General features: G+C 52.7%; 19 protein-coding genes. 11 read left to right on the top strand and 8 right to left on the bottom strand.

Annotation, left to right across the window (positions count from 1 at the left end; all coding sequences use genetic code 11):
* The first annotated feature begins 46 nt into the window (after positions 1–46).
* From KO508_RS09005 to KO508_RS08960, 10 genes are all read left to right on the top strand, one after another.
* Positions 47–1,687, top strand: a complete 1,641-nt coding sequence (locus KO508_RS09005) for a sensor histidine kinase (protein WP_216007991.1) — start codon at positions 47–49, stop codon at positions 1,685–1,687.
* A 20-nt stretch (positions 1,688–1,707) separates the two neighbouring features.
* Positions 1,708–3,087: a sigma-54-dependent transcriptional regulator gene (locus KO508_RS09000; RefSeq protein WP_216007990.1), complete on the top strand. Its 1,380-nt coding sequence runs from the start codon at positions 1,708–1,710 to the stop codon at positions 3,085–3,087.
* Positions 3,088–3,211: 124 nt separating this feature from the next.
* Complete coding sequence (locus KO508_RS08995) at positions 3,212–3,778, top strand: GspH/FimT family pseudopilin (protein ID WP_216008006.1); 567 nt, start codon at positions 3,212–3,214, stop codon at positions 3,776–3,778.
* A 139-nt stretch (positions 3,779–3,917) separates the two neighbouring features.
* Positions 3,918–4,403, top strand: a complete 486-nt coding sequence (locus tag KO508_RS08990; RefSeq protein ID WP_216008005.1) for a GspH/FimT family pseudopilin — start codon at positions 3,918–3,920, stop codon at positions 4,401–4,403.
* The gene (gene pilV, locus KO508_RS08985; RefSeq protein WP_216007989.1) at positions 4,400–4,846 is read left to right on the top strand and encodes a type IV pilus modification protein PilV; all 447 of its coding nucleotides are present in this window, start codon (positions 4,400–4,402) and stop codon (positions 4,844–4,846) included. Before KO508_RS08990 ends, pilV begins: the two co-directional genes overlap by 4 nt.
* Before the next feature lie 2 nt (positions 4,847–4,848).
* On the top strand, positions 4,849–5,982 hold the full coding sequence (locus KO508_RS08980) for a PilW family protein (protein ID WP_216008004.1): 1,134 nt from the start codon (positions 4,849–4,851) through the stop codon (positions 5,980–5,982).
* Entirely contained in the window at positions 5,979–6,503 is a 525-nt protein-coding gene (locus KO508_RS08975; protein ID WP_216007988.1) for a pilus assembly PilX family protein, read from the top strand. Before KO508_RS08980 ends, KO508_RS08975 begins: the two co-directional genes overlap by 4 nt.
* Positions 6,504–7,032: 529 nt before the next feature.
* Positions 7,033–10,068, top strand: coding sequence for a pilus assembly protein (locus KO508_RS08970; protein WP_216007987.1), 3,036 nt, complete (start codon positions 7,033–7,035; stop codon positions 10,066–10,068).
* Positions 10,069–10,156: 88 nt separating this feature from the next.
* The gene (locus tag KO508_RS08965) at positions 10,157–10,540 is read left to right on the top strand and encodes a hypothetical protein (protein WP_216007986.1); all 384 of its coding nucleotides are present in this window, start codon (positions 10,157–10,159) and stop codon (positions 10,538–10,540) included.
* Between the two features lie 40 nt (positions 10,541–10,580).
* Positions 10,581–10,976 (top strand): type IV pilin protein, encoded by a 396-nt coding sequence (locus tag KO508_RS08960; RefSeq protein WP_289851840.1) that lies wholly within the window; start codon positions 10,581–10,583, stop codon positions 10,974–10,976.
* A 28-nt stretch (positions 10,977–11,004) separates the two neighbouring features.
* Here the strand turns inward: KO508_RS08960 and ispH are convergent, their stop codons facing one another.
* The 6 genes from ispH to murJ form a co-directional block, all read right to left on the bottom strand.
* Positions 11,005–11,958 (bottom strand): 4-hydroxy-3-methylbut-2-enyl diphosphate reductase, encoded by a 954-nt coding sequence (ispH, locus tag KO508_RS08955; RefSeq protein WP_216007985.1) that lies wholly within the window; start codon positions 11,956–11,958, stop codon positions 11,005–11,007.
* Positions 11,959–11,960: 2 nt separating this feature from the next.
* A complete protein-coding gene (fkpB, locus tag KO508_RS08950; protein WP_216007984.1) occupies positions 11,961–12,413 on the bottom strand; it encodes an FKBP-type peptidyl-prolyl cis-trans isomerase in 453 nt (150 codons plus the stop codon).
* Positions 12,414–12,421: 8 nt separating this feature from the next.
* A complete protein-coding gene (lspA, locus tag KO508_RS08945; protein ID WP_216007983.1) occupies positions 12,422–12,943 on the bottom strand; it encodes a signal peptidase II in 522 nt (173 codons plus the stop codon).
* Complete coding sequence (gene ileS, locus KO508_RS08940) at positions 12,943–15,762, bottom strand: isoleucine--tRNA ligase (RefSeq protein ID WP_216007982.1); 2,820 nt, start codon at positions 15,760–15,762, stop codon at positions 12,943–12,945. The genes lspA and ileS overlap by 1 nt, the downstream gene beginning before the upstream one ends.
* Positions 15,763–15,785: 23 nt before the next feature.
* On the bottom strand, positions 15,786–16,763 hold the full coding sequence (gene ribF / locus KO508_RS08935; protein WP_216007981.1) for a bifunctional riboflavin kinase/FAD synthetase: 978 nt from the start codon (positions 16,761–16,763) through the stop codon (positions 15,786–15,788).
* Positions 16,764–16,847: 84 nt separating this feature from the next.
* Positions 16,848–18,428, bottom strand: a complete 1,581-nt coding sequence (gene murJ / locus KO508_RS08930; protein WP_216007980.1) for a murein biosynthesis integral membrane protein MurJ — start codon at positions 18,426–18,428, stop codon at positions 16,848–16,850.
* A 307-nt stretch (positions 18,429–18,735) separates the two neighbouring features.
* Here murJ and rpsT point away from each other — a divergent pair, with 307 nt between their 5' ends.
* Positions 18,736–19,005 (top strand): 30S ribosomal protein S20, encoded by a 270-nt coding sequence (gene rpsT / locus KO508_RS08925; protein WP_216007979.1) that lies wholly within the window; start codon positions 18,736–18,738, stop codon positions 19,003–19,005.
* Between the two features lie 66 nt (positions 19,006–19,071).
* On the opposite strand, the gene proB is transcribed toward rpsT, so the two are convergent.
* Together proB and cgtA are read right to left on the bottom strand one after the other, a co-directional pair.
* Complete coding sequence (proB, locus tag KO508_RS08920; RefSeq protein ID WP_216007978.1) at positions 19,072–20,196, bottom strand: glutamate 5-kinase; 1,125 nt, start codon at positions 20,194–20,196, stop codon at positions 19,072–19,074.
* Positions 20,197–20,262: 66 nt separating this feature from the next.
* Complete coding sequence (cgtA, locus tag KO508_RS08915; protein WP_216007977.1) at positions 20,263–21,462, bottom strand: Obg family GTPase CgtA; 1,200 nt, start codon at positions 21,460–21,462, stop codon at positions 20,263–20,265.
* Positions 21,463–21,480: the final 18 nt, after the last annotated feature.

Below are 21,480 nucleotides of genomic sequence, written 5' to 3'. Positions count from 1 at the left end.
GCACGGACTTTGAATTCTTCCGCTCAACAACGGATTTCTGAAAATCATGGCGACAGCTTCCACATCAGCAGCCAACTCAGGCGAACAACCTCCCGGCTTACAGCAGGCCAAGCTGTTTCGTATTTACAACCACTACCGGGTTTTGATCAGCTTAATGCTGGTGGCATTGTTGTTCATTGATCCCGTGAATTTCGATACCCGTTTCCGGTTTCTGGACTACTACCAGTTTGGCGTAGCCGGCTACTTTGCACTGAACAGCTTTGTTGCAATCCTCATACTGGCGGGTTTTCAGCCGAGGCCGCGACACATCATAGTGTCCATACTGTTGGACATTTTAATTATGCACGGGCTGTTATTTACCAGTACAGGTATTACCAATGGCCTTGCGAATCTCGTCATTATCTCAGTTGCAGCTGGCAATATTCTTACCCCCAGCCGCATGGGCACCTTCTATGCAGCTCTTGCAGCCATTTGTTCACTCAGTATTTCAGGTTGGGCAATACTGGTTCTCGGGGGCAACGGCGATGATATTGTGCGAGCAGGCTCTCTGGGCATTCTGTACTTCGCAGCGGCATTTATCCTGCAGAATATCTCCCGGCGAATGATGCGAAGCGAGGCTCTAGCCAACAGCCGCGCTCAGAGCATTGTGGAGCTGGAACAAATCAACAAACAGATCATCCAGCGCATGCGCACCGGTATTCTTGTTCTGGACCGATATGTCCAGATGCGTCTGGCAAACGCTGCAGCTGAAGAGTTTTTGTTTGGCGCTCCTACGCACAAAGGGGCGCACAACTCGTCATCTCGCGCTCTACCTTTACCGCTTAAAGCCGGATTGGAAGTCTGGTTGAAAAACCCCTTCCAACACACGACACCGTTTCAACCCACGCCTACCTCGCCGATGCTACAGGCAAGCTTTACCCGGCTTGATAAAGAGAGCGGCGACTTGATCCTCGTATTTATCGAAGATATGAGCAAAGTGACCCAGCAAGCCCAGCAAATGAAGCTGGCCTCGCTCGGGCGCCTTACCGCAGGTATTGCCCATGAAATTCGCAACCCGCTAGGCGCCATAAGCCACGCGGCTCAGTTGATGGAAGAATCGCCCAACCTTGATACCGACGACCAGCAAATGCTGGACATAATCCGGCGTCACTCCCGCAGGGTAAACGGCATTGTAGAGAACGTACTCAGTCTTTCCCGGCGCAGACCGGCAAATGCTGACCTTGTAGACGTGCCGAACTGGCTAAAAGAATACAGAACTGACTTTCTGCAAACTCAGGAAACAACCAGCCCTCCGGCGGAAGTAACCCTAACAATCGAGCCTAACATTCCCGATGCGCGGTTCGATAAAAGCCAGATTGAACAGGTACTGGTAAACTTGTGTGACAACGGGCTGCGTTACAGCCAGCAACAATCTGGCGAACGAAAAATCATTCTAAGTGCGGGCGCCACTGCGGATGGTGAACGAGCTTACATCGATGTAAGGGATTACGGGCCTGGCGTCACAGCAGAAGCCAGCCATTCCATTTTCGAGCCCTTTTACACAACAGACAAAGGTGGCACCGGCCTTGGGCTTTATCTAGCCAGAGAACTGTGCGAGGCTAATCAAGCCCATCTTTCTTTGACGGAAGACGACCAGCCCGGCTGCTGTTTTCGTATTACCTTTGCCCACCCGGGGCGAATGATCTGACATGGAACCAACACGACAAGATGACCACTCATACTGCGCTGATTGTTGATGATGAACCGGATATCCGGGATCTGCTTGAAATCACTCTTACCCGTATGGGCATTAAAACCCTAACGGCGCCGGATCTTGCCAGCGCGCTGTCTCTGTTGAAGAAGCACAACCCACAACTTTGCTTAACAGACATGAACTTGCCCGATGGCAACGGTATAGAGTTGGTGCAGTGGATTCAGCAGCACCTGCCCGCCACACCAGTGGCTGTTATTACAGCCTACGGCAGCATGGATACCGCCATCGAATCGCTGAAAGCCGGCGCCTTCGATTTCGTCTCCAAACCGGTTGAACTCTCCAGACTCAGAGAACTCGTAACCAGCGCATTAAAGCTTACAAAACCCGACTCTGCCGTTGATGATGCCACAGACGATCCGGGGCTCCTTCTAGGCAATTCTTCGCAGATAAAGCGATTACGTAACCAAACCCGAAAACTCGCCAGAAGCCAAGCGCCCGTGTTTATCAGCGGTGAATCCGGAAGTGGTAAAGAATTGGTGGCTCGGATGATCCACATGCAAGGGCCCCGTAGTGACGCCCCCTTTATTGCCGTTAACTGTGGAGCCATTCCTTCCGAGTTAATGGAGAGTGAATTCTTCGGGCACAAAAAAGGCAGCTTCACTGGCGCTGTGGAAAACAAGGACGGACTGTTTCGGTCCGCAGACGGTGGCACACTCTTTCTAGACGAAGTAGCCGACCTACCCCTAGCCATGCAGGTGAAACTGCTTCGCGCTATTCAGGAGAAAGCAGTTCGCCCCGTGGGGGACACCAAGGAGCTACCGGTTGATATACGACTGCTCAGCGCAACCCACAAAGATTTGGCAGAACTGGTGCAGGAAGGCAGCTTTCGGCAAGATTTATTTTACCGGATTAACGTGATAGAGCTGGCAGTACCGCCGCTTAGGGATCGCACAGACGATATCGCCTTGCTGGCAAACCACATTCTTGGACGTATTGCTCAGGAGTACGAATGCGAGGCGGCAAGCCTCACTCAAGATGCAGTAGACCGCTTAAAAGAGCACGACTTCCCCGGCAACGTGCGGGAGCTGGAGAATATTCTTGAGCGCGCCTTTACCCTATGTGACGCAGACAAAATAAGCGCTTCCGACCTACACCTTGGTAGTACCGCAACAGACGGATCAACAAACCGGAGCATTTCAGCAACCTCAGAAGCTTGCCCGACGCTAATACCGGAGGGCGATATTGACTTGGAGGGCTATTTGGAATCCATCGAACGCCAAGCCATTCAGAAGGCGCTTGAGGCCACTCGGTGGAATAAGACAGCTGCGGCAAAAAAGTTGGGGATTAGTTTCCGAGCGTTGCGGTACAGATTGAAGAAGTTGGGGATGGAGTAGTTATCATCGTGAGCACCAACTTCAACCTGTACTACTGAAGCATTTTGCGTTTAAACTTAGGATCGTTTTTTCCACAGGACGTGGGAAAACCAGTAATAGAACCTACAAACATGGACGTTGAACAATGCACTCCCGACACCCGTCTCAGGGCTTCACCCTCATAGAACTCGCCGTAACTTTTATACTGGTGGGCATTCTGGCAGGGCTTGCCAGTAACTCTTGGACATCGCTGATTTCCTCAACCCGCCACTCTAGCGCCATTAATGAGACGCATCGGATTTTTGCATTCGCACGATCTTATGCCGTTAACAAAAGAGTGCTTACTACGATTTGCCCCCTGTCGAACGCCATGACTTGCACAGATGATTGGAACAAGCCTGTATCCGTATTCCCTGACGAAGATAACGACAGACGCCCAGACGGCGGCGATATCCATCGGATTGTTGATCTCGCCAAAGACCAACTCGACATCTATTCGAGGACAGCTGGCAGAGGGTATTTCCAGTTCGCGCCGAATGGCATGAGCCACGGCACCATGGGCAGTTTGATTGTATGCTCCCAATCCGAAGAAGAGCCTGTTGAAATTAGTTATCTGGCGGTGAGCATCGGCGGTCGATTACGGCATTTGCGCGATGACGACCACGATGGTGTGATCAGGCTGCCATGGGGTGTCAGCCTGACCTGCCCCTAGTAGCTAGAAACGAGGAACCAAACTCTGCAACCACACAAAGTTACCGCTCGTTCATATTCTTCTACCGCTTGTCGCGCAACCCATGCATATTGCCAGCAGCTTTGATTTACTAGAAAAAGGCCTATTAGCAGGATAAAGCATGTTGAAAAAAGCAGCAGGTTTCACGTTAATTGAATTGATAGTAACCATGGTGATTCTCGCTATTGTCGCGGCAGTCGCGGTTCCTGGTTTTGGCAATTTAATTGAGGGCAACAGGTTAGTGTCTGGCACCAACCTTGTAACGTCATCCATAAAGTTCGCCAGAGCAGAAGCCATTAAACGCGGCGCCAGCGTCACGTTTAGCACTGAGGGTGACTTGGCAACTGGATGGTGCGTCCATACTGGAGATGCAACCGGGGACTGCGCTAATAACCAAATTCGTGGCTTTGAGCCACCTAGAGGCTTGATATTTACCGAAACGGAGAGCGATCTCGTCTTCGATCGGCGCGGCTTTTTGGTGCCACAAGTGACTCAGGAGTTAACCATCTACCCCGAAGACTGCACCAGTGGCGATGGGTCATTTCGTAGAATACGCGTAAGCCCGATAGGAAGAACTGAAATTGACGACGACGGAGTATGCCCGTGACTCAAACAACTCCTCTTAACAAACAATCAGGCCTCGGCCTAATCGAAATTCTGGTCGCCGTTCTGGTCTTGGGCATCGGCATACTTGGCGTAGCCTCAACCCAAGTTGTGTCTTTGCAGATGAATACTCAGTCGCAAAGCCGGAGCCAAGCGGTATTGCTGGCAGAAGACATTCTCGACCGTGTTCGGGCCAACCCTGACACCCCTGCAAATTACGCACTAGCCGCAGGCAGTGCTAGTGGCGGGACCTGTAATACGTCATTCTTCGCAAATGGCGGAACCGTCGCTGCAAATGATATTGCGGCCTGGGATAACAGTCTTGCCTGCCTGCTTCCTGAGGCAGAGCGCACTATCGCGGTGGCTGGGAACACCGTTACAGTCACAATCGACTGGGATCAGGGTGATTCAACCCTTCCCCCCCTCGTCGTAAGGACAGAGATTTGACCATGAAAAAAACAGCGCTCCCTTACGGTTTCAAATTTAACAATGCCTCCAACCAGTCCGGCCTGTCACTCGTCGAGTTACTTATTGCGATGGCTCTGGGCTTGTTGCTTACCCTAGGTGTAACCCAGATCTATCTCAGCAGCAGCGTAACTTATCGTCAAACTCAAGGCTTTGCCCATGCGCAGGAGAGCGCGCGCTTTGTGTCGGCAATCCTCACCCCTGAGCTGAGAGCTGCGGGGAGTTTCGGTTGCCTAACACAGGCCAACCGCCCTCTGGACAGCGAGATCGACCCCGCATTGAACGCCGCTTTAAACCTAACCGTACCTTTGGGGCAAGCACTGCGCGGCTGGGAATATGACGCCACGGGACCCAATGATTCAATCACTCTTGCTAGTGGTGCTCTAGCAAAACCGGGAGCAGGCAACTGGGATTCAGGTACAGCAGGTACCAACTTACCTGCGTCCCTTGCGGGTGACGTCGTAACCAACTCCGATGTTGTTATTGTTAATGCTGTCACACCCACCGCCGTAACGGTTAACGCAGTTACCGCCGCTGGGGGAAGCACTATAAGCCTGTCAGGTGCATCTGGCATAGAAGCGGGGCACGTGGTTCTGACAACCAGCGATGACAGCAATGGCGCGTGCTTCAGAGGAGAACTATTTCGAAACAGCGATGGTCCAAATGACAACTCAGTGTCTACGCTGGGGGGTAATACGCTCAATTTGGATTATGACATTGGATCCCGAGTTTATGAATTCTCACAAATGGCTTATTACATTGGTGAAGGAACCAACGGAGAACCTGCTCTCTTCCGCAGATTAATGACACCCCCTGAGGCTCCGCAAGAACTGATATCCGGTGTAGAAACGCTTCAAATTCTTTACGGCATAAGAAACGCTGCGGGAGTCAGCAATGCTGCGATTAATTACATAACAGCAGCCCAGGTAACTGATTGGGATCAAATCGTAAGCATTCGTTTTTCCACCATGACGCGAAGCCCAGACGAGGTTCTTGACGGAGAAAACGACGTCAATTTCAACATGCTAGGCAGTGAAGTGTCCCAAGCCACTGGTGGAGACCGGCGAGCGCGCCTAGTCTCCGTTGGAACAACTGCACTCAGGAGGGTTTTGCAATGAGAACGACACAGAGGTCATCGGAAACAGCCAGACCTAAAGGCAGCCTCCCGCAGCGCCAAAACGGGGCCACACTTATTATCGCTCTCGTTATGCTGCTCCTGATATCCCTGCTTGCGATTGGGGGGATGCAAGGCTCTATTTTGCAAGAGCGCATGGCGAGCAACGCTCACGACGGTGCGATTTCATTTCAGGCCGCTGAGGCCGCATTAAGGCAAGCAGAAACAGACTTAATGGGATCACCTGCTGCGCGCTTGACAGCGGAAACTGTAGATCTATTACCCACACCCTCAGACTGGGATGGCGCAAACCCGGCACCCGCTGGAACAGGCAATGCTGGCGGTGATGTAAGCGCGCAACCCGTTTACCACCACGCTTATTTGGCAAGCTTTAGTGGCTCGAGCATGGAAACTGGTGCGGGAGCAGGCCCTTTCTATAGTCGGTTCGAAGTGACCTCCCGAGGGCAAGGCGGAACCGATGAAGCCGTCACCGTGCTGCGATCAACGGTTGTAGCGCCACAGTAATGAACAGCGAAAACACAACGGCTACACAAGATAACGCAACGATCACGATGCAATGCTGACTCGATATGGAGAGTTTGTCATGAGAAACGATAAGCAAAGGGGGCGTAACCGCTCTCGCTTTACAAAGTTAAGTACATTCGGGGCCAGCCTTGTGTTGTCTCTATGCACCATGCAATCCGCATTGGCACAGGTCAATCTCTCGCAGGTGCCACTGTTCCTAAAAGAAACTGTCGACTCAAACCTCGTTTTTATCTTTGACGATTCCGGGTCAATGGGGTGGCGGTATATGCCTGATAGCCTGGGGGGCAACCACAGATTCAATAATTACTATTACTCTAGCCACGTAAACAAGGTCTACTATAACCCTACAACAGTCTACGTTCCGCCGTTTAAGCCTGATGGAAGTGGTCGCTACCCTGACGCAAATTACAACAGCGCGCGAATCAATGGGTTCAATTCAAGCTCCCAAGCTTACAACTTAAACTTCATATCCTTCTCGAATCAGCCTCAACCATCGGGAGGCTTTTACATGCAGTTCGACTCAAGTTTATTGCCGAACTGCGACAGCAACCCAAGACAGAATGCCTGTTACACCCCTGTAAGTATGAATATTGCCTCTGCCGAAGCCAAACAGAACTTCGCTAACTGGTTCTCGTATTATAGTACACGTGATCTAGCTGCAAAATCCGGTATCACAGAGGCCTTTTTTGACCTTCCCGAGAATATCCGCATTGGCTATGGCGCCATTAACGTCAATAACAATACGATCGACGGCGTAAACACCGATACGTTAGTGAGCGGGGTGCGCGCATATGACGCAACTCGTCGCGAACAGTTTTTGACCTGGCTGCAAAATAAAAATGTCAGTGGTGGCACCCCATTAAGAACGGCCCTGAAAGATGTTGGCCGGTACTATTCCCGTTCAGACAACAGAGGCCCATGGGGCGAAAGACCCGGCTACAATGACAACTCTGATCATATTGAGTGTCGCCAGAGCTTCGCAATCTTGATGTCAGATGGTACATGGAATGGTGCAAACCCCAGTGTTGGGAACTCCGACAATACTGACGGGGCATCTATCCCTAACCATACCCCAGGTGGCTCAGGCTTTGCTTATAGTCCTCAGGCTCCCTTTTCGGATAATCACTCTAATACCTTGGCCGATGTTGCCATGGAGTACTGGAAAAAGGACTTGCGAACAAATTTAGACAATAAGGTGCCGGTTACGTCATCCGACCCCGCGTTTTGGCAACACATGACAACCTTCACCATCGGTCTAGGGGTAGCCGGTAGTGTAAGTGAAGAAGACGCACTCGCCGCACTAGCCAGCGGCAGCACAATTAACTGGCCCAACCCTTCAACTGCTAGTGCGAAAATCGATGATTTGTTGCACGCAGCAATCAATGGTCGAGGCGGGTATGCAAGCGCCCAGAACCCTGCGGATTTCACAGCAAAAATTCAAGGCTTTCTTGGTGACGTAATTGCTCGGTCTGAAACATCCGCTTCCGCTGCTGCCGTCAGTTCCGCCGTGCTACGAACGGAATCTATGGGCTTTTTTGCGGGGTTCCGAAGTGATGACTGGTCGGGAACCCTGACTGCTTTCAATTTTTCTACAGGTGCAGAGGTTTGGGATGCCGAAGATATTCTTGCGAGCACACTCCCGTCTGCCCGAAAACTCGTTACTCATACCGGTAGCCAAGGTGTAGAGCTAGAATTTGCCTCTGCGGGAGACCTTTCTAACTTATCCACAGCGCAGCAGAACGCCCTCAACGCAGATCCAACATTGAACAATTCGCAAGACAACCTGGGCCATAACCGGCTAGCCTGGCTTCATGGCGACAACACTGCTCATGCCACGTTTAGAAATCGTGAGGTGACAGAGTCCGGTGGCGCGAAAGTTCTTCGGTTGATGGGTGATGTCGTCAACGCGAACCCTCAGCTCGCAGGTAAAACGAATTACGGCTTTTCCAGACTGGGTGGTACCGAAGGCTCCAGTTACTCAGCCTTTCGTTCCACAACGTCATATCAAAGCAGAATTGATGCTCTGTACGTGCCTGCCAATGATGGCATTCTTCATGCCTTCAATAGCGAGACCGGCGCAGAGCTCTTTGGTTACATCCCTTCCGAGCTGCTGCTTCCAGCAGGCTCTAATTCTCATGCGAGAATTTCGGGTCTGATGTCCCCCAATTACACCCATAAGTACTTCATGGATGGTACACCTCGCATTCAGGATGCCTATATTGAGAAAAATGGCACGAAACAATGGCGGACCGTCCTACTGGGCGCAATGGGAGCTGGGGGTAAAACTATATTTGCCCTTGATATAACCGATCCAGGCTCCTTTTCTCCGGCTAATGACGTACTTTGGGAGTTCTCGCACCCTAACCTTGGCTCTGGCGTAACAGACCCAAACATTTCACGCCTGGAAAACGGTAAGTGGGTGGCGCTTTTCGGTAACGGGTATAACGGTGCCAGCAACAAATCAAGCCTTTTTGTCGTTGATCTGGAGACTGGCGCCCTCATCAAAGAACTTGATACCGGCGCCGGCAGCACTGCAAACCCCAATGGGCTGGCAGAAGTAGGCACAACAAGCTTTCCACACGCCGATGCCATTACCCGTTACGGTTATGCGGGTGATTTGCTGGGCAATTTGTGGAGATTTAACCTCAAAGGCGACCCAAGTGGGTGGAGTGTAGAAAAGCTGTTAACTGCACAGAGCCCCGCCGGAAACTCCCAGCCAATCACCGTAGCTCCTCGGCTTGCCATCAACCCCGACAATAGGGAAGAACTGGTGGTTGCATTTGGAACAGGCAGCTTTATGCGCAGCGGCGACGAAGGAGATTTCGATGTTCAAAGCCTTTATGCCATCTATGACAACCTTTCGGTGTCAAACCTAAATAGGTCAGATTTACTCCAACAAACCATCACACAACAGAAAAGCGTAACTGTAGACAAAGCATCCGGAACCGGCACCAACAACTTCACTGTGCGTGATACATCTAATAATGAGCTCACGACTGAAAAAGGCTGGTACCTCGATCTTATCCACGGTACGAATAACGTTGGTGAGCGCGTCATTAGTCGGGCCAGCTTCCCGTTTGGTGTAGACCCAGACCGAATCCGGTTCACTACTATGATTCCAGACAAAGACCCCTGCGGTAGCGGACGTACGGGCTTTATTATGGACCTAAAGCTAACATCAGGAGCTCCATCAGAGAATCCAGTGTTCGATTTGAATAGCGACGGTATTTTTGACGATGGCGATTTGATAGATGACTTCTTAGGCGGCGCCACTCTTGACCCGATTACTGGTGAGCCTATTGACCCAATCACCGGCGACCCTATCACTGATCCAACAGGCGCACCTAGCGGTATCCAAGTAGGCTATGGTGGCGAAATTCGAACCATCGCAACACAAGAAGGAGATGCTGAGATTTTAATTCCGGGCCTCGACCCAACACAGCTTTTCCCAGACCCTGAGCCTGGAACTTCCCCGGATCCTGGCGGACCTGGATTGCTCTCTGGCGGAAACCTCGGAAGGCAAACCTGGGAACAGGTTCGGTAGATAACCTCCACTCGATGGAGCGGCTTCACTAGGAAGCCGCTCCATCGAGTAAGCTCAAAACCATTAATCTTAATGGCAGGAAACAATTATGAAGACGCGCTTATTTTCACACGCACTGAGCAAACAACTCGCAACGGCCCTGTTTTTTCTATTTTCGGTAGTCTCTGGCCTGTTAGTTGCCGGAAATTCTTACTCCGACGATCGAGTCATTGAAACAGACGAGCTTCGCGCCGATCAACCCTATCAAGGAACGGTTAACTTTGTGCATCAGGGTTCTTTTGAAATGGTCGTAGACGACCAGACGTTCGCACTCCCTCCCGTTCTTCAGTTCAATAACGCCTCATGGTCGCGAGAGCAAGTGGTGCAACGAATTAAGCAGGGAGATAGGGTCGAATTAGAGCTTGGAGACTCCGCAGAACGCGATGAAGACTTTTCACGAACAGTCCGCAGCATAAACGTCATCAATCGATGATTGCTGGCAACTATCTACAAACGGCTGAAGGATAATAGACTTGAAAATACACAAGCAGGCAGGCTTTACCCTGATTGAAATGATCATTACAGTCGCGATCATCGGGATTCTAGCGGCTGTCGCCTTCCCTCTCTATCAAAATCAGGTTCAGCAAACACGAAGGACAACAGCAATGGCGGACCTACTGGAACTGAACCAGTGGATGGAAAGGCGCTACTCTAATTCGTTCGATTACACTACGGCTGGAGCATTACCCTTCAACCAGTCACCACAAAACGGCACCGCCTTTTATAACATCAGCTTCTCTGGGTCCGTAACGAGAAACTCGTTTACTTTGCAAGCGGTTCCAACAGGGGGGCAGACAAGCGATGTATGCGGCACACTGACGATAGATGAACAAGGCACCCGTAGCGCGGACGAGACGGATTGCTGGTAGCAGACGTCAACCTCTGATGCCATTGCGCTCACTCGAGCTCAATGGCATCAATTCTTAGTTCTTTGGGCATAGAGAAAACAATATTCTCCTCCCGCCCGGCGATTTCCTCCGGCACGCTGCCACCAAGATCGCGCAGGCGGCCAATTACGTCATTGACCAAAACTTCCGGGGCTGAAGCGCCTGCTGTTACGCCGACTGATATTTTGCCGACCAGCCATTGCGGGTCAATTTGCGAGGCTTCGTCGATCAGGTAGGCTGGAGTGCCCATTCGCTCCGCCAGTTCGCGTAAGCGGTTGGAGTTAGAACTGTTGGGAGAACCTACAACAAGCATAAGGTCACAGTCGCCAGCCAGTTGCTTGACCGCATCCTGCCGGTTTTGGGTCGCATAGCAAATATCGTCTTTACGCGGGCCTTCAATCAGCGGGAACCTTTCTCGCAGGGCATCGATCACTCGGGCCGTATCGTCCATGGAAAGTGTTGTTTGGGTAACGTAGGAGACGTGCGCCGGGTCTTTTACCTCCAGCTTCGAGACATCGTCTTCGTTCTCCACCAGATAGATATCGCCACCGGTACTATGATCGTACTGACCCATGGTGCCTTCCACCTCTGGATGGCCGTGGTGGCCGATCAGGATGCACTCGCGACCGTCGCGGCTGTAGCGCATCACTTCTAGGTGCACTTTGGTGACCAGCGGACAGGTGGCATCGAAGACTTTCAAGCCACGGCGGGCCGCTTCGTTCTGCACCGTCTGCGAGACACCATGGGCGCTGAAGATCACCAGTTTGTCGTCTGGCACCTCATCCAACTCATCCACGAATATGGCACCCCGGTTACGAAGGTTATCCACCACAAATTTGTTATGTACCACCTCGTGGCGCACGTATATGGGCGCACCGAACACGTCCAGAGCACGATTTACTATCTCGATGGCGCGATCTACGCCTGCACAAAAACCACGAGGGTTTGCCAGTCTTATTTGCATAATCAGTGCGTCTGTCCTGCCGGTTCTACGTCAATAATTTCCACGTCGAAGGTCAGTGTACGCCCGGACAGTGGATGATTGAAGTCCACTTCTACTTCATCGCCTTCCACACGGCTCACGACACCCGGCAACTCTTGTTGGCGTGCATCAGCGAAAGAAATCATCACACCTGGCTCCAGCACCATATCTGCACTGAATTCATGCCGCTTAAACGTCTGTACGTTATTGGGGTTACGTTGGCCAAACGCCTTCTCCGGCGGCACATTGTGGCTGGCCTTGTCGCCAGCTTTCATGCCCATCAGGTAGGCCTCAAAGTTCTCTGGCAGGCTTTCATCACCAATTTCCAGAGTTGCCGCATCTTTATCGAAGGTAGAGTCAATCACCTCGCCGCTCTCGAATTTCAGCGCAAAGTGCAAGGTTACTCGTGTCCCTTTATCTATTGGCAGTTCTTTCATGGGCTTTATTACCTCCCGTTCGCAGGCGTGTCAGAATCGGCAGGCTTGCGGAACATATCAAGAATCATCATGACCGCACCTATGGTAATGGCGGTGTCGGCCAGATTAAATGCGGGGAAGTGCCAGTCCTGCCAATAGAAATGCAGAAAGTCGACAACGTAACCGTGCACAACCCGGTCATATACGTTGCCAAGAGCACCACCCAGAATCAGTACTATAGCGATAGCGGTCCAGGTTTCATGGCGCTGCAGGTTTCTCAACCAACCGACCAATACCACGCTGACCACCAGCGCCAAGACGACAAAGAACCAGCGCTGCCAACCGGCCGCTCCTGCCAGAAAGCTGAATGCCGCTCCGGTGTTGTGCAACAGTGTCAGGTTGAACAGCGGAATAACCGGCACCGGATCGCCGTAGGTCAGCATAGCCGTCGCCATGGCCTTGGTGCTCAGATCTAGCACGACCACCAGCGCGGCCAGCCACAGCCACTTTAACTTTGTTCCGGTAACGGGTTCATTCATTACCGCATCCATCAGGCAAACGAGCGGGTTTCGCCCACCCCTTCCACGTTCGTGATACAGCGGCCACACAGGTCTTCATGCTCAGCGTTGGCCCCCACATCTTCCCGATGGTGCCAGCAGCGCTCGCACTTGCCATGAGAAGCCGGTGTAACCTTTACGCGCAACCCTTCGTAGCCTGTCATCTCAGCACTACCCGCCTCGGATACCGGTCTTATGGTAGCTTCGGAGGTAATCAGCACAAAACGCAATTCTTCTCCAAGAAACTCCAAATCAGCGGCCAGATCGCCTTCACAATACAAGGTGACTTCGGCGCTCAAAGAGCCTTTGATCTCGCCCCGGGCGCGGGCTTCTTCCATGCACTTGTTTACAGCTTCTTTCACACCGTAGATCCTGCGCCAATAGTCACGGCCCAACTCGGCGTCTTCAGGCAATGCGGTAAGCCCTTCGTACCAGGTTTCGTAGAACACGGTATCGCCGCGTTCTCCTGGCAGGTGCTGCCAGATTTCGTCAGCAGTGAAGCTCAGAATCGGCGCAATCCAGCGCACAAGAGCCTCGGCTACGTGATACAGCGCTGTCTGGCAGGAGCGCCGTGCCAGACTGTCTGCCTGAGTGGTGTACTGCCGATCTTTGATGATATCGAGATAAAATCCACCCAGCGTCGCTTCACAGAAGCTGTAAACCTTCTGATAAATCCGCAGGAAAGCGTAGTTGCCATAATCCTCATGCAATTCATTCTGCAACTGCAGGGCCCGATCCACCATCCAGCGGTCCAAGGCAATCATATCTTCTGGCGCAACCATGTGCTGTTCAGGATCAAACCCTGTGAGGTTGCTCAACAAGAAACGCGAGGTATTTCGGATGCGACGATACCCGTCGGCTGTCTGCCGCAGGATGTCCTTGGAGACGGTCATTTCGCCGCTGTAATCGGTCGCTGAAACCCATAAGCGGAGAATGTCGGCGCCCAGCTCGTTCATGACCTCCTGAGGTGCGATCACGTTGCCCAGAGACTTGGACATTTTGAGGCCTTTACCGTCCACGGTGAAGCCGTGGGTTAGCACCTGCTTATAGGGCGCAACACCATTCATGGCGATGGAGGTCTTCAGTGAGGACTGAAACCAGCCGCGATGCTGGTCGGAGCCTTCAAGATACATGTCAGCCGGGAACTGCCCAAGCTCCGGGCGCACGCGCAGAACCGATTCGTGGGTAACCCCGGAATCGAACCAAACATCCAGCGTGTCTGTCACTTTCTCATAGTGATCGGCGTCGTCACCCAAGAGCGCACGGGCATCAATTTCATACCACGCATCAATACCGTCGGTTTCGATAGCCTGAGCCACTTTTTCAATCAGGCTTTGGGTGTCCGGATGCAACTCCTGCGTTTCCTTATGGATAAACAGGGTGATGGGAACACCCCAAGTACGCTGGCGCGAGATACACCAATCTGGCGACTGCTGGAACATGGCCTCAATACGATTCTGCCCCCAGGCAGGTACCCAGCGCACGCCTTTGATTGCCTCCAGTGCATCTGCGCGGAGATTTTCTTTCTCCATGCTGATAAACCACTGCGGTGTAGCACGGTAGATCAAAGGTGTTTTGGTACGCCAGCAATGGGGAAAGCTATGACGGAACTTTTCCTTGCGTACCAGCTTGCCTTCACGGGCCAGAGCCTCACATACCGGCTCGTCAGCCTTGTACACATGAATGCCCGCAAACTCGCCAGTCGCACTGGTGTAGGTTCCATCAGCCTGAACCAGGTTCAGTGTGCCGATTCCATAGTTTTTGCCAACCACGAAATCTTCCATGCCGTGATCAGGCGCAGTATGAACCGCACCAGTACCTGCTTCGATAGACACGTGGTCACCGAGAATCGCGGGCACCTGCTTGTCGTAAACGGGGTGATGCAAGGCCAGATTCTCAAGATCTGCCCCCAGACAATTACCCAGCACTTCATAATCCTCGATTTCCCAGCGCGCCATAACGCTCTCTACCATGGCTGCTGCGAGGATCATGCGCTCCGGGCCGTTACCGGCATCAACTTGCACCAGCGCATAATCCAGATCGGCATTAAGCGATACCGCCTGATTCGCAGGAATGGTCCAAGGCGTGGTGGTCCAGATAACCACAGACACATCGCCTTGGCCCTTGTCGGTACCGAACAGCGACAGTGCCTTGGCCTGATCCACAGCGGTGAAGCGCACATCAATTTGCGTCGAGGTTTTGTCCTGATACTCCACTTCAGCTTCTGCCAGTGCGGACTGACCCACCACACTCCAGTAAACCGGCTTAAAGCCTCGAACCACGTGCCCCTTGGCAACGATCTTGCCCAAAGCACGCACAATACCGGCTTCCACTTTCGGATCCATAGTGAGATAGGGCTTGTCCCACTCACCCATGATGCCAAGGCGGACAAAATCGGCTTTCTGACCGGCAATCTGTTTGGTTGCATAATCACGGCATGCCTGACGGAAGGTTTTATAATCAACCTTCACGCCTGCCTTACCGATTTCCTGCTCAACCTTGTGCTCAATAGGTAAGCCGTGACAATCCCAACCCGGAACATAAGGCGCATCGAAGCCCATGAAACCCCGGGATTTAACGATCATATCCTTCAGAATCTTGTTAACCGCGTGACCGATGTGAATACTACCGTTAGCGTATGGAGGGCCATCATGAAGGATGAACTTGTCACGCCCTTCACGTTGCTGACGCAAGTTGGCATATACGTTCAAATCCTGCCAACGCTTAAGCATTTCAGGCTCGCGCTTGGCCAGATTGCCGCGCATTGGAAACGCAGTTTCCGGCAGATTCAGAGTGTGCTTGTAGTCGCTCATGGTTTGTGTGCGTACTCTTTTGGTCAGTTTGGGTCAGTATTGCTGTATCCGGAGTGCTCGGCCAGCCAAATTCTGGCTGCGTCGAAATCTCTGGCTATCTGCGCCTTGAGCGCATCGATGGATTCAAACTTTTCTTCATCCCGCAGGCCGCGGCGGAACACAACATCAATTCTCTGGCCGTAAAGTGTGCCAGTAAAGTCAAACAGGTGCACCTCTAGCGCGGGCTGTTTCCCATCCACCGTTGGACGCAAGCCGATGTTGGCAATGCCGTCCTGTTTTTCTCCACCTTCAAGTGTAACGCCGACAACATACACGCCCCGCAGAGCGGGCATTTTATCGAGCAGGATATTGGCGGTGGGCGACCCAATGCGGCGACCCAACTGTCGACCATAAACCACACGTCCGCGAATATGGTAGGGGCGCCCCAGTAGAGACTCGGCTTGGGCCAGCTTATTATCCAACAGCAGATTACGGATTCTGGTGCTACTAATGCGCTCACCCGCAACAGTGACTGTGCGAGTGTTCTCAACTGAAAAGCCAGCACTCTTACCTACCTTTTCAAGTAACGCAAAGTCACCTGCTCTATCGCAGCCGAAACGGAAGTCGTCACCAACGACGAGATGACGTACCGCTAGCCCGTCAATAAGGACGTCATCGATAAAACCCATTCCAGAATAACTTCGGAAGGTTCCGTCAAACTTTATACAAAGCACGATATCAATACCGGCCGCCACGAGGGCTTCAAACTTTTGCCGAAACCCCGTCAACCTTGGCGGCGCCTCCATGCCCTGAAAAAACTCTCTGGGCTGGGGCTCGAACAACATGACCACTGACGGCAATCCCAAAGCACTGGCCTTGTTTTTTACCTGGTCGATAATGGTTTGATGGCCCACATGAACGCCATCAAAGTTGCCTATGGTGGCCACACAGCCATTGGCCAACGGTGAATCCACCTGCCTGGAGAGCATTTTCAGGTTGGTCAGGCCCCGGATCAGACGCATGCAATGCGAACCTTCATTTGCCAGTTGGCTTTCAACGCTTGATTGAGTATGCAAGACGCTGGTGAGAAAACGCGCGATTATACCTTACCTCTGGCGGAAATGTCTTACCCGCACCCCGGTCAGCGCAAGAACAATGAAGTAGGCACTAGCGCTCGCCACAACCATCACCCCCATACACAGAGAGCGCTCGATCCCATCCGCCGACAGCCAACGCACAACGGGATAGTTCAGCCAGATAATAACCGCCACCATGGCGGCGTTAGCCAAACCAATCTGCAACAGGTATTTCCCCCAGCCGGGCTGGCTTTTCCAAGCGCCCTGCCGCTTGAGCCCGCGCCAGAGCAACATCGCGTTAAGCCAAGCCGACAGCGATGTAGCCAACGCCAGACCGGCGTGGGCCAGCGGCACAATAAGCGCCAAATTGAAGATCATGTTCGCCACCATGGCGATGATCCCGATTTTTACCGGTGTGCGAGTATCCTGACGGGCAAAAAAACCAGGCGCCAACACCTTGATCACCATAAACGCCAGCAACCCCGCGGAGTAGGCCCGCAGGCTTTGGGCCGACATGGCCACATCCCTATCGGTGACCTCACCATAATGGAACAGCGTTGCAATCAAGGGTTCTGCCAAGAGCGCCAACGCAAGTGCAGCAGGCACCCCGATAATCAATACCGCTCGAACAGCCCAATCCAGCGTGGCCGCAAACTGCTCACGAGAGTCCGCCGCATGCTTGCGGGATAGGCTAGGCAAAATAACCGTTGCGATGGCAATTCCAAACACCCCCAAAGGTAACTCAGAAAGCCGGTCGGAATAATATAACCAGGATACGCTGCCGGTTTGGAGGAAGGACGCCAACACGGTATCCAGCAAGAGGTTGATTTGACTCACCGACACACCAAAGAGGGCTGGCATCATCAGCTTAAGAATACGGCTCACGCCTTCATGCCTATAATCAACCCGGGGCCGAGGCATCAGGCCCAGACGCATTAGAAAAGGCAATTGGAAAAATAGCTGCAGCGCACCCGCAATAAACACCCCCCAAGCCAGAGCCATAACCGGCTCGCTCATCAAGGGCGTGAGATAGATAGCAGCAGCTATCATGGCCAGATTGAGCAATACCGGGGTAAACGCGGGTACTGCAAAGCGGTCGTAACTGTTGAGGATGCCGCCAGCGAACGCCGTCAACGAGATCATCAGCAAATACGGGAAGGTTATCCGCAGCATGTCGCTCGTCAGCCTGAACTTTACGTCGTCATCCAAAAAACCAGGCGCAAAAACCGCCGTTAGCAAGGGCGCGCCCAGCATAGCGACCAACGTAATACCCAACAACACCAACCCCAAAGAGCCAGCAACGGCGTCCACCAGACGCTTGACATCAGAGACTGGATGATTCTGGCGATAGGATGACAAGACCGGCACAAAAGCTTGAGAAAAGGCACCTTCAGCAAAGAGTCGACGCAAAAAGTTTGGGATTTTGAAGGCAACAAAGAACGCATCTGCTCCGGCGCCTGCACCGAAGTAGCGCGCAATAACCATATCCCGAATCAACCCCAACACTCGGGAGAGCATGGTCATACTACCCACGAGACCAGACGAACGAAGCAGTCCTGACGCTTTGATGGGCAGTTTATTCTCAGGTGGTATTTCAGGTTGCGATGACATGCGGGCTCGTATCCGTGTTGCACGCTCTTTCGGCCGGGCATCTCGGGAATTACTTGCTTCCCTGCTATACCCGCGTCCGGCGAGCCGCGAGTTTAACACAGGGCTTTGTCCCCGGTGACTATCTGTGTGCTGGACAGGGTTTGGTATTGACTTTTTGGGGATTGAGCGGCATAGTTCCGCGTCATTTATTTCGACGCGCTGGTTATGGGCGCGCCCGCGATTTCAGGAAGCCTCTGACTGATAGCTTGTCCAGAGTTTCCGTACGAATCATTCAGTAACGAATTTAAGTACTTTCAGGAGTTTTACGGTGGCAAATACCCCGCAAGCCAAAAAGCGCGCACGTCAGAACGAGAAGAACCGCAAGCACAACGCTAGCCTGCGTTCCATGACCCGCACTTACATGAAAAAAGTTCAAGCCAAGATCGATTCCGGCAACTACGAAGAAGCTCAGGCTGCTTTCAAGGCTGCTCAGCCGATTATGGACAGCATGGTTAACAAGGGCATTTTTACCAAGAACAAGGTAGCCCGTCAGAAGAGCCGCATGGTCAGCAAGATCAAGGCACTGAAGGGCGAATAACAGTCTTTGTACTTGAAGTCGCTTATTTAGAAACAAAAAACCGGCACATTCGCCGGTTTTTTTGTTTTAGATGATGACCATATTATCCCGGTGAATCATCTCTTCATCCGAGATATAACCAAGAACATCGGAGATACTGTTACTCGAACGCCCCGCTATCGCTCTAGCCTCATCCGCATCGTAATTCACCAAGCCTCGCGCAACCTCTGCACCATCTTGCCCAACACAAGACACCATCTCGCCACGCCGGAACTGGCCGATTACACCTTTGATGCCAACCGGCAAAAGGCTGCGCCCACCCTGCCGAAGAACTTTAACTGCACCATCATCCAGTGTCAGCCTACCTCGGGTTTGCAGGTGGCTAGCAAGCCACTGCTTGCGCGCAGCAATACGGCCCTGCTCCGGAAGCAATAAGGTGCCCACGACATCACCCTGACGCAGCCGGGTAAGTACGCTTTCGATACGCCCACCGACAATTATGGTAAAGGCACCGGACCTTGCCGCCAAGCGCGCAGCCCGAAGTTTGGTTTGCATACCACCCCGGCCAAGCACACCAGCACTGCCTCCCGCCATAGCATCTAGCTCACGATCGCCAGCAAAGCGCTCCGTTATTAGATTGGCGTCCGGATTTTTGCGAGGATCTTTATCAAACAAACCCAACTGATCGGTGAGGATAATCAAACCATCCGCCTCAACCAGATTGGTAACCAGAGCACCCAAAGTATCGTTATCGCCAAATCGAATCTCGTCGGTAACCACCGTATCATTCTCGTTTACGATAGGTACCACTCCAAAATCCAACAAAGCTCGGAGTGTGCTGCGGCCGTTCAAGTACCGCTTTCGATCAGAAAGATCATCGTGGGTGAGAAGAATTTGGGCCGTATGGATACCGTGACGTTTGAACTGCGCCTCCCAAGTTTGAACCAAACCCATCTGGCCTACGGCGGCGGCGGCTTGCAACTCATGCAGTTGCTCCGGGCGGCTTTTCCAGCCCAGCCGGCTCATGCCTTCTGCCACCGAACCGGACGAAACCAAAACCAATTCAACACCTTCTTTGACCAGCGCCGCCATCTGATCCACCCAAAGCGCTAACGCATCCGCATCCAGACCACGGCCATCGTTGGTTAAGAGGGCACTTCCAATTTTCACCACCAGACGGCGGGCCCGATTCAGCTGGGTGCGTTGCATCATGATTTGGGCTTTGTCTCTTTCGAACTAACGGGATAACTCAGGCGCTACTGCTAGAAGTACCGAAACCTAATCCTTCACATATACCACTTCAACGTCGTAATCATCATCGTCAAAATCATCATCATCTTCACCCGCCGCTTCGCGAGCGGCTCTGCGAGCCCGCCGCTCCTCCTCTACACCGGCACGAGCCTCTTCATCCATACGTCTGCGTCTTGCGATTTCCTGCTCGGCAACCTCTGGATTTTCTGCCTCTTCTTCTGCGCGCTCCTCAATCCAGCGCATAACCGCCTGAGTCAGCGGCTTGGCACCTTCACCGCTTAGCGCAGAAATACGAAACACCGGCCCCTTCCAACCAAGCTCATCAACAATCGCCTGACAGTGGGCTTCACGGTCTGCTTCCGGCACCATATCAACCTTGTTCAACACCAACCAACGGTCCCTACTGGCCAGAGTTTCGCTAAACTTTTCCAGTTCGTTTGCGATCACCTTGACGGCGTGGGCTGGAGATGAGCCATCGTATGGAGCCACATCAACCAAATGTAACAACAAGCGGGTGCGCACCAAATGCTTTAGGAAACGCACACCAAGGCCCGCGCCCTCCGCAGCACCCTCAATCAAGCCGGGTATGTCTGCGATAACAAAGCTCTGGTGCGCCTGCACGCTCACCACACCCAGATTTGGCACCAGAGTGGTAAACGGATAATCAGCAACCTTGGGCGTCGCCGCTGAGACTGAGCGTATAAAGGTAGACTTACCCGCATTGGGCAGGCCAAGCAGCCCAACATCTGCTAGAACTTTCAGCTCTAAACGCAGGTTCCTAAGCTCCCCCTCAGAACCTTTCGATGTCTGACGGGGCGCACGATTTATCGACGACTTGAACCGGGTGTTACCGAGACCATGAAAACCGCCCTGAGCCACTTTCAGGCGCTGGCCAATGCGAGTCAGGTCGCCAAGCACTTCGTGGGTATCCACATCAACAACCGTGGTACCCACAGGCACCGGTAGAACCAAATCCTCACCCTTGGTGCCCGTACAATTCCGCCCAGAACCCTGCTCACCACCTTGAGCCTTGTGCTTACGCTGAAACTGGTAATCCACCAGCGTGTTCAGCGAATCGCTCGCTTCAAGATAAACGGAGCCACCATCACCGCCATCGCCACCATCGGGACCACCTCTGGGAACGTATTTTTCACGCCGAAAACTAAGGCAGCCGTGGCCGCCGTTGCCGGCTTCAACAATGATTGTGGCTTCGTCTACGAATTTCATGAATCTACCCTTTGCGCA

Origin of the sequence: Marinobacter salexigens (genome assembly GCF_018860765.1) — a bacterium.
GTDB lineage: Bacteria > Pseudomonadota > Gammaproteobacteria > Pseudomonadales > Oleiphilaceae > Marinobacter > Marinobacter salexigens_A.
Note: the sequence above shows the minus strand (reverse complement) of the source record. Positions and strands in the feature narration are given on the sequence as shown.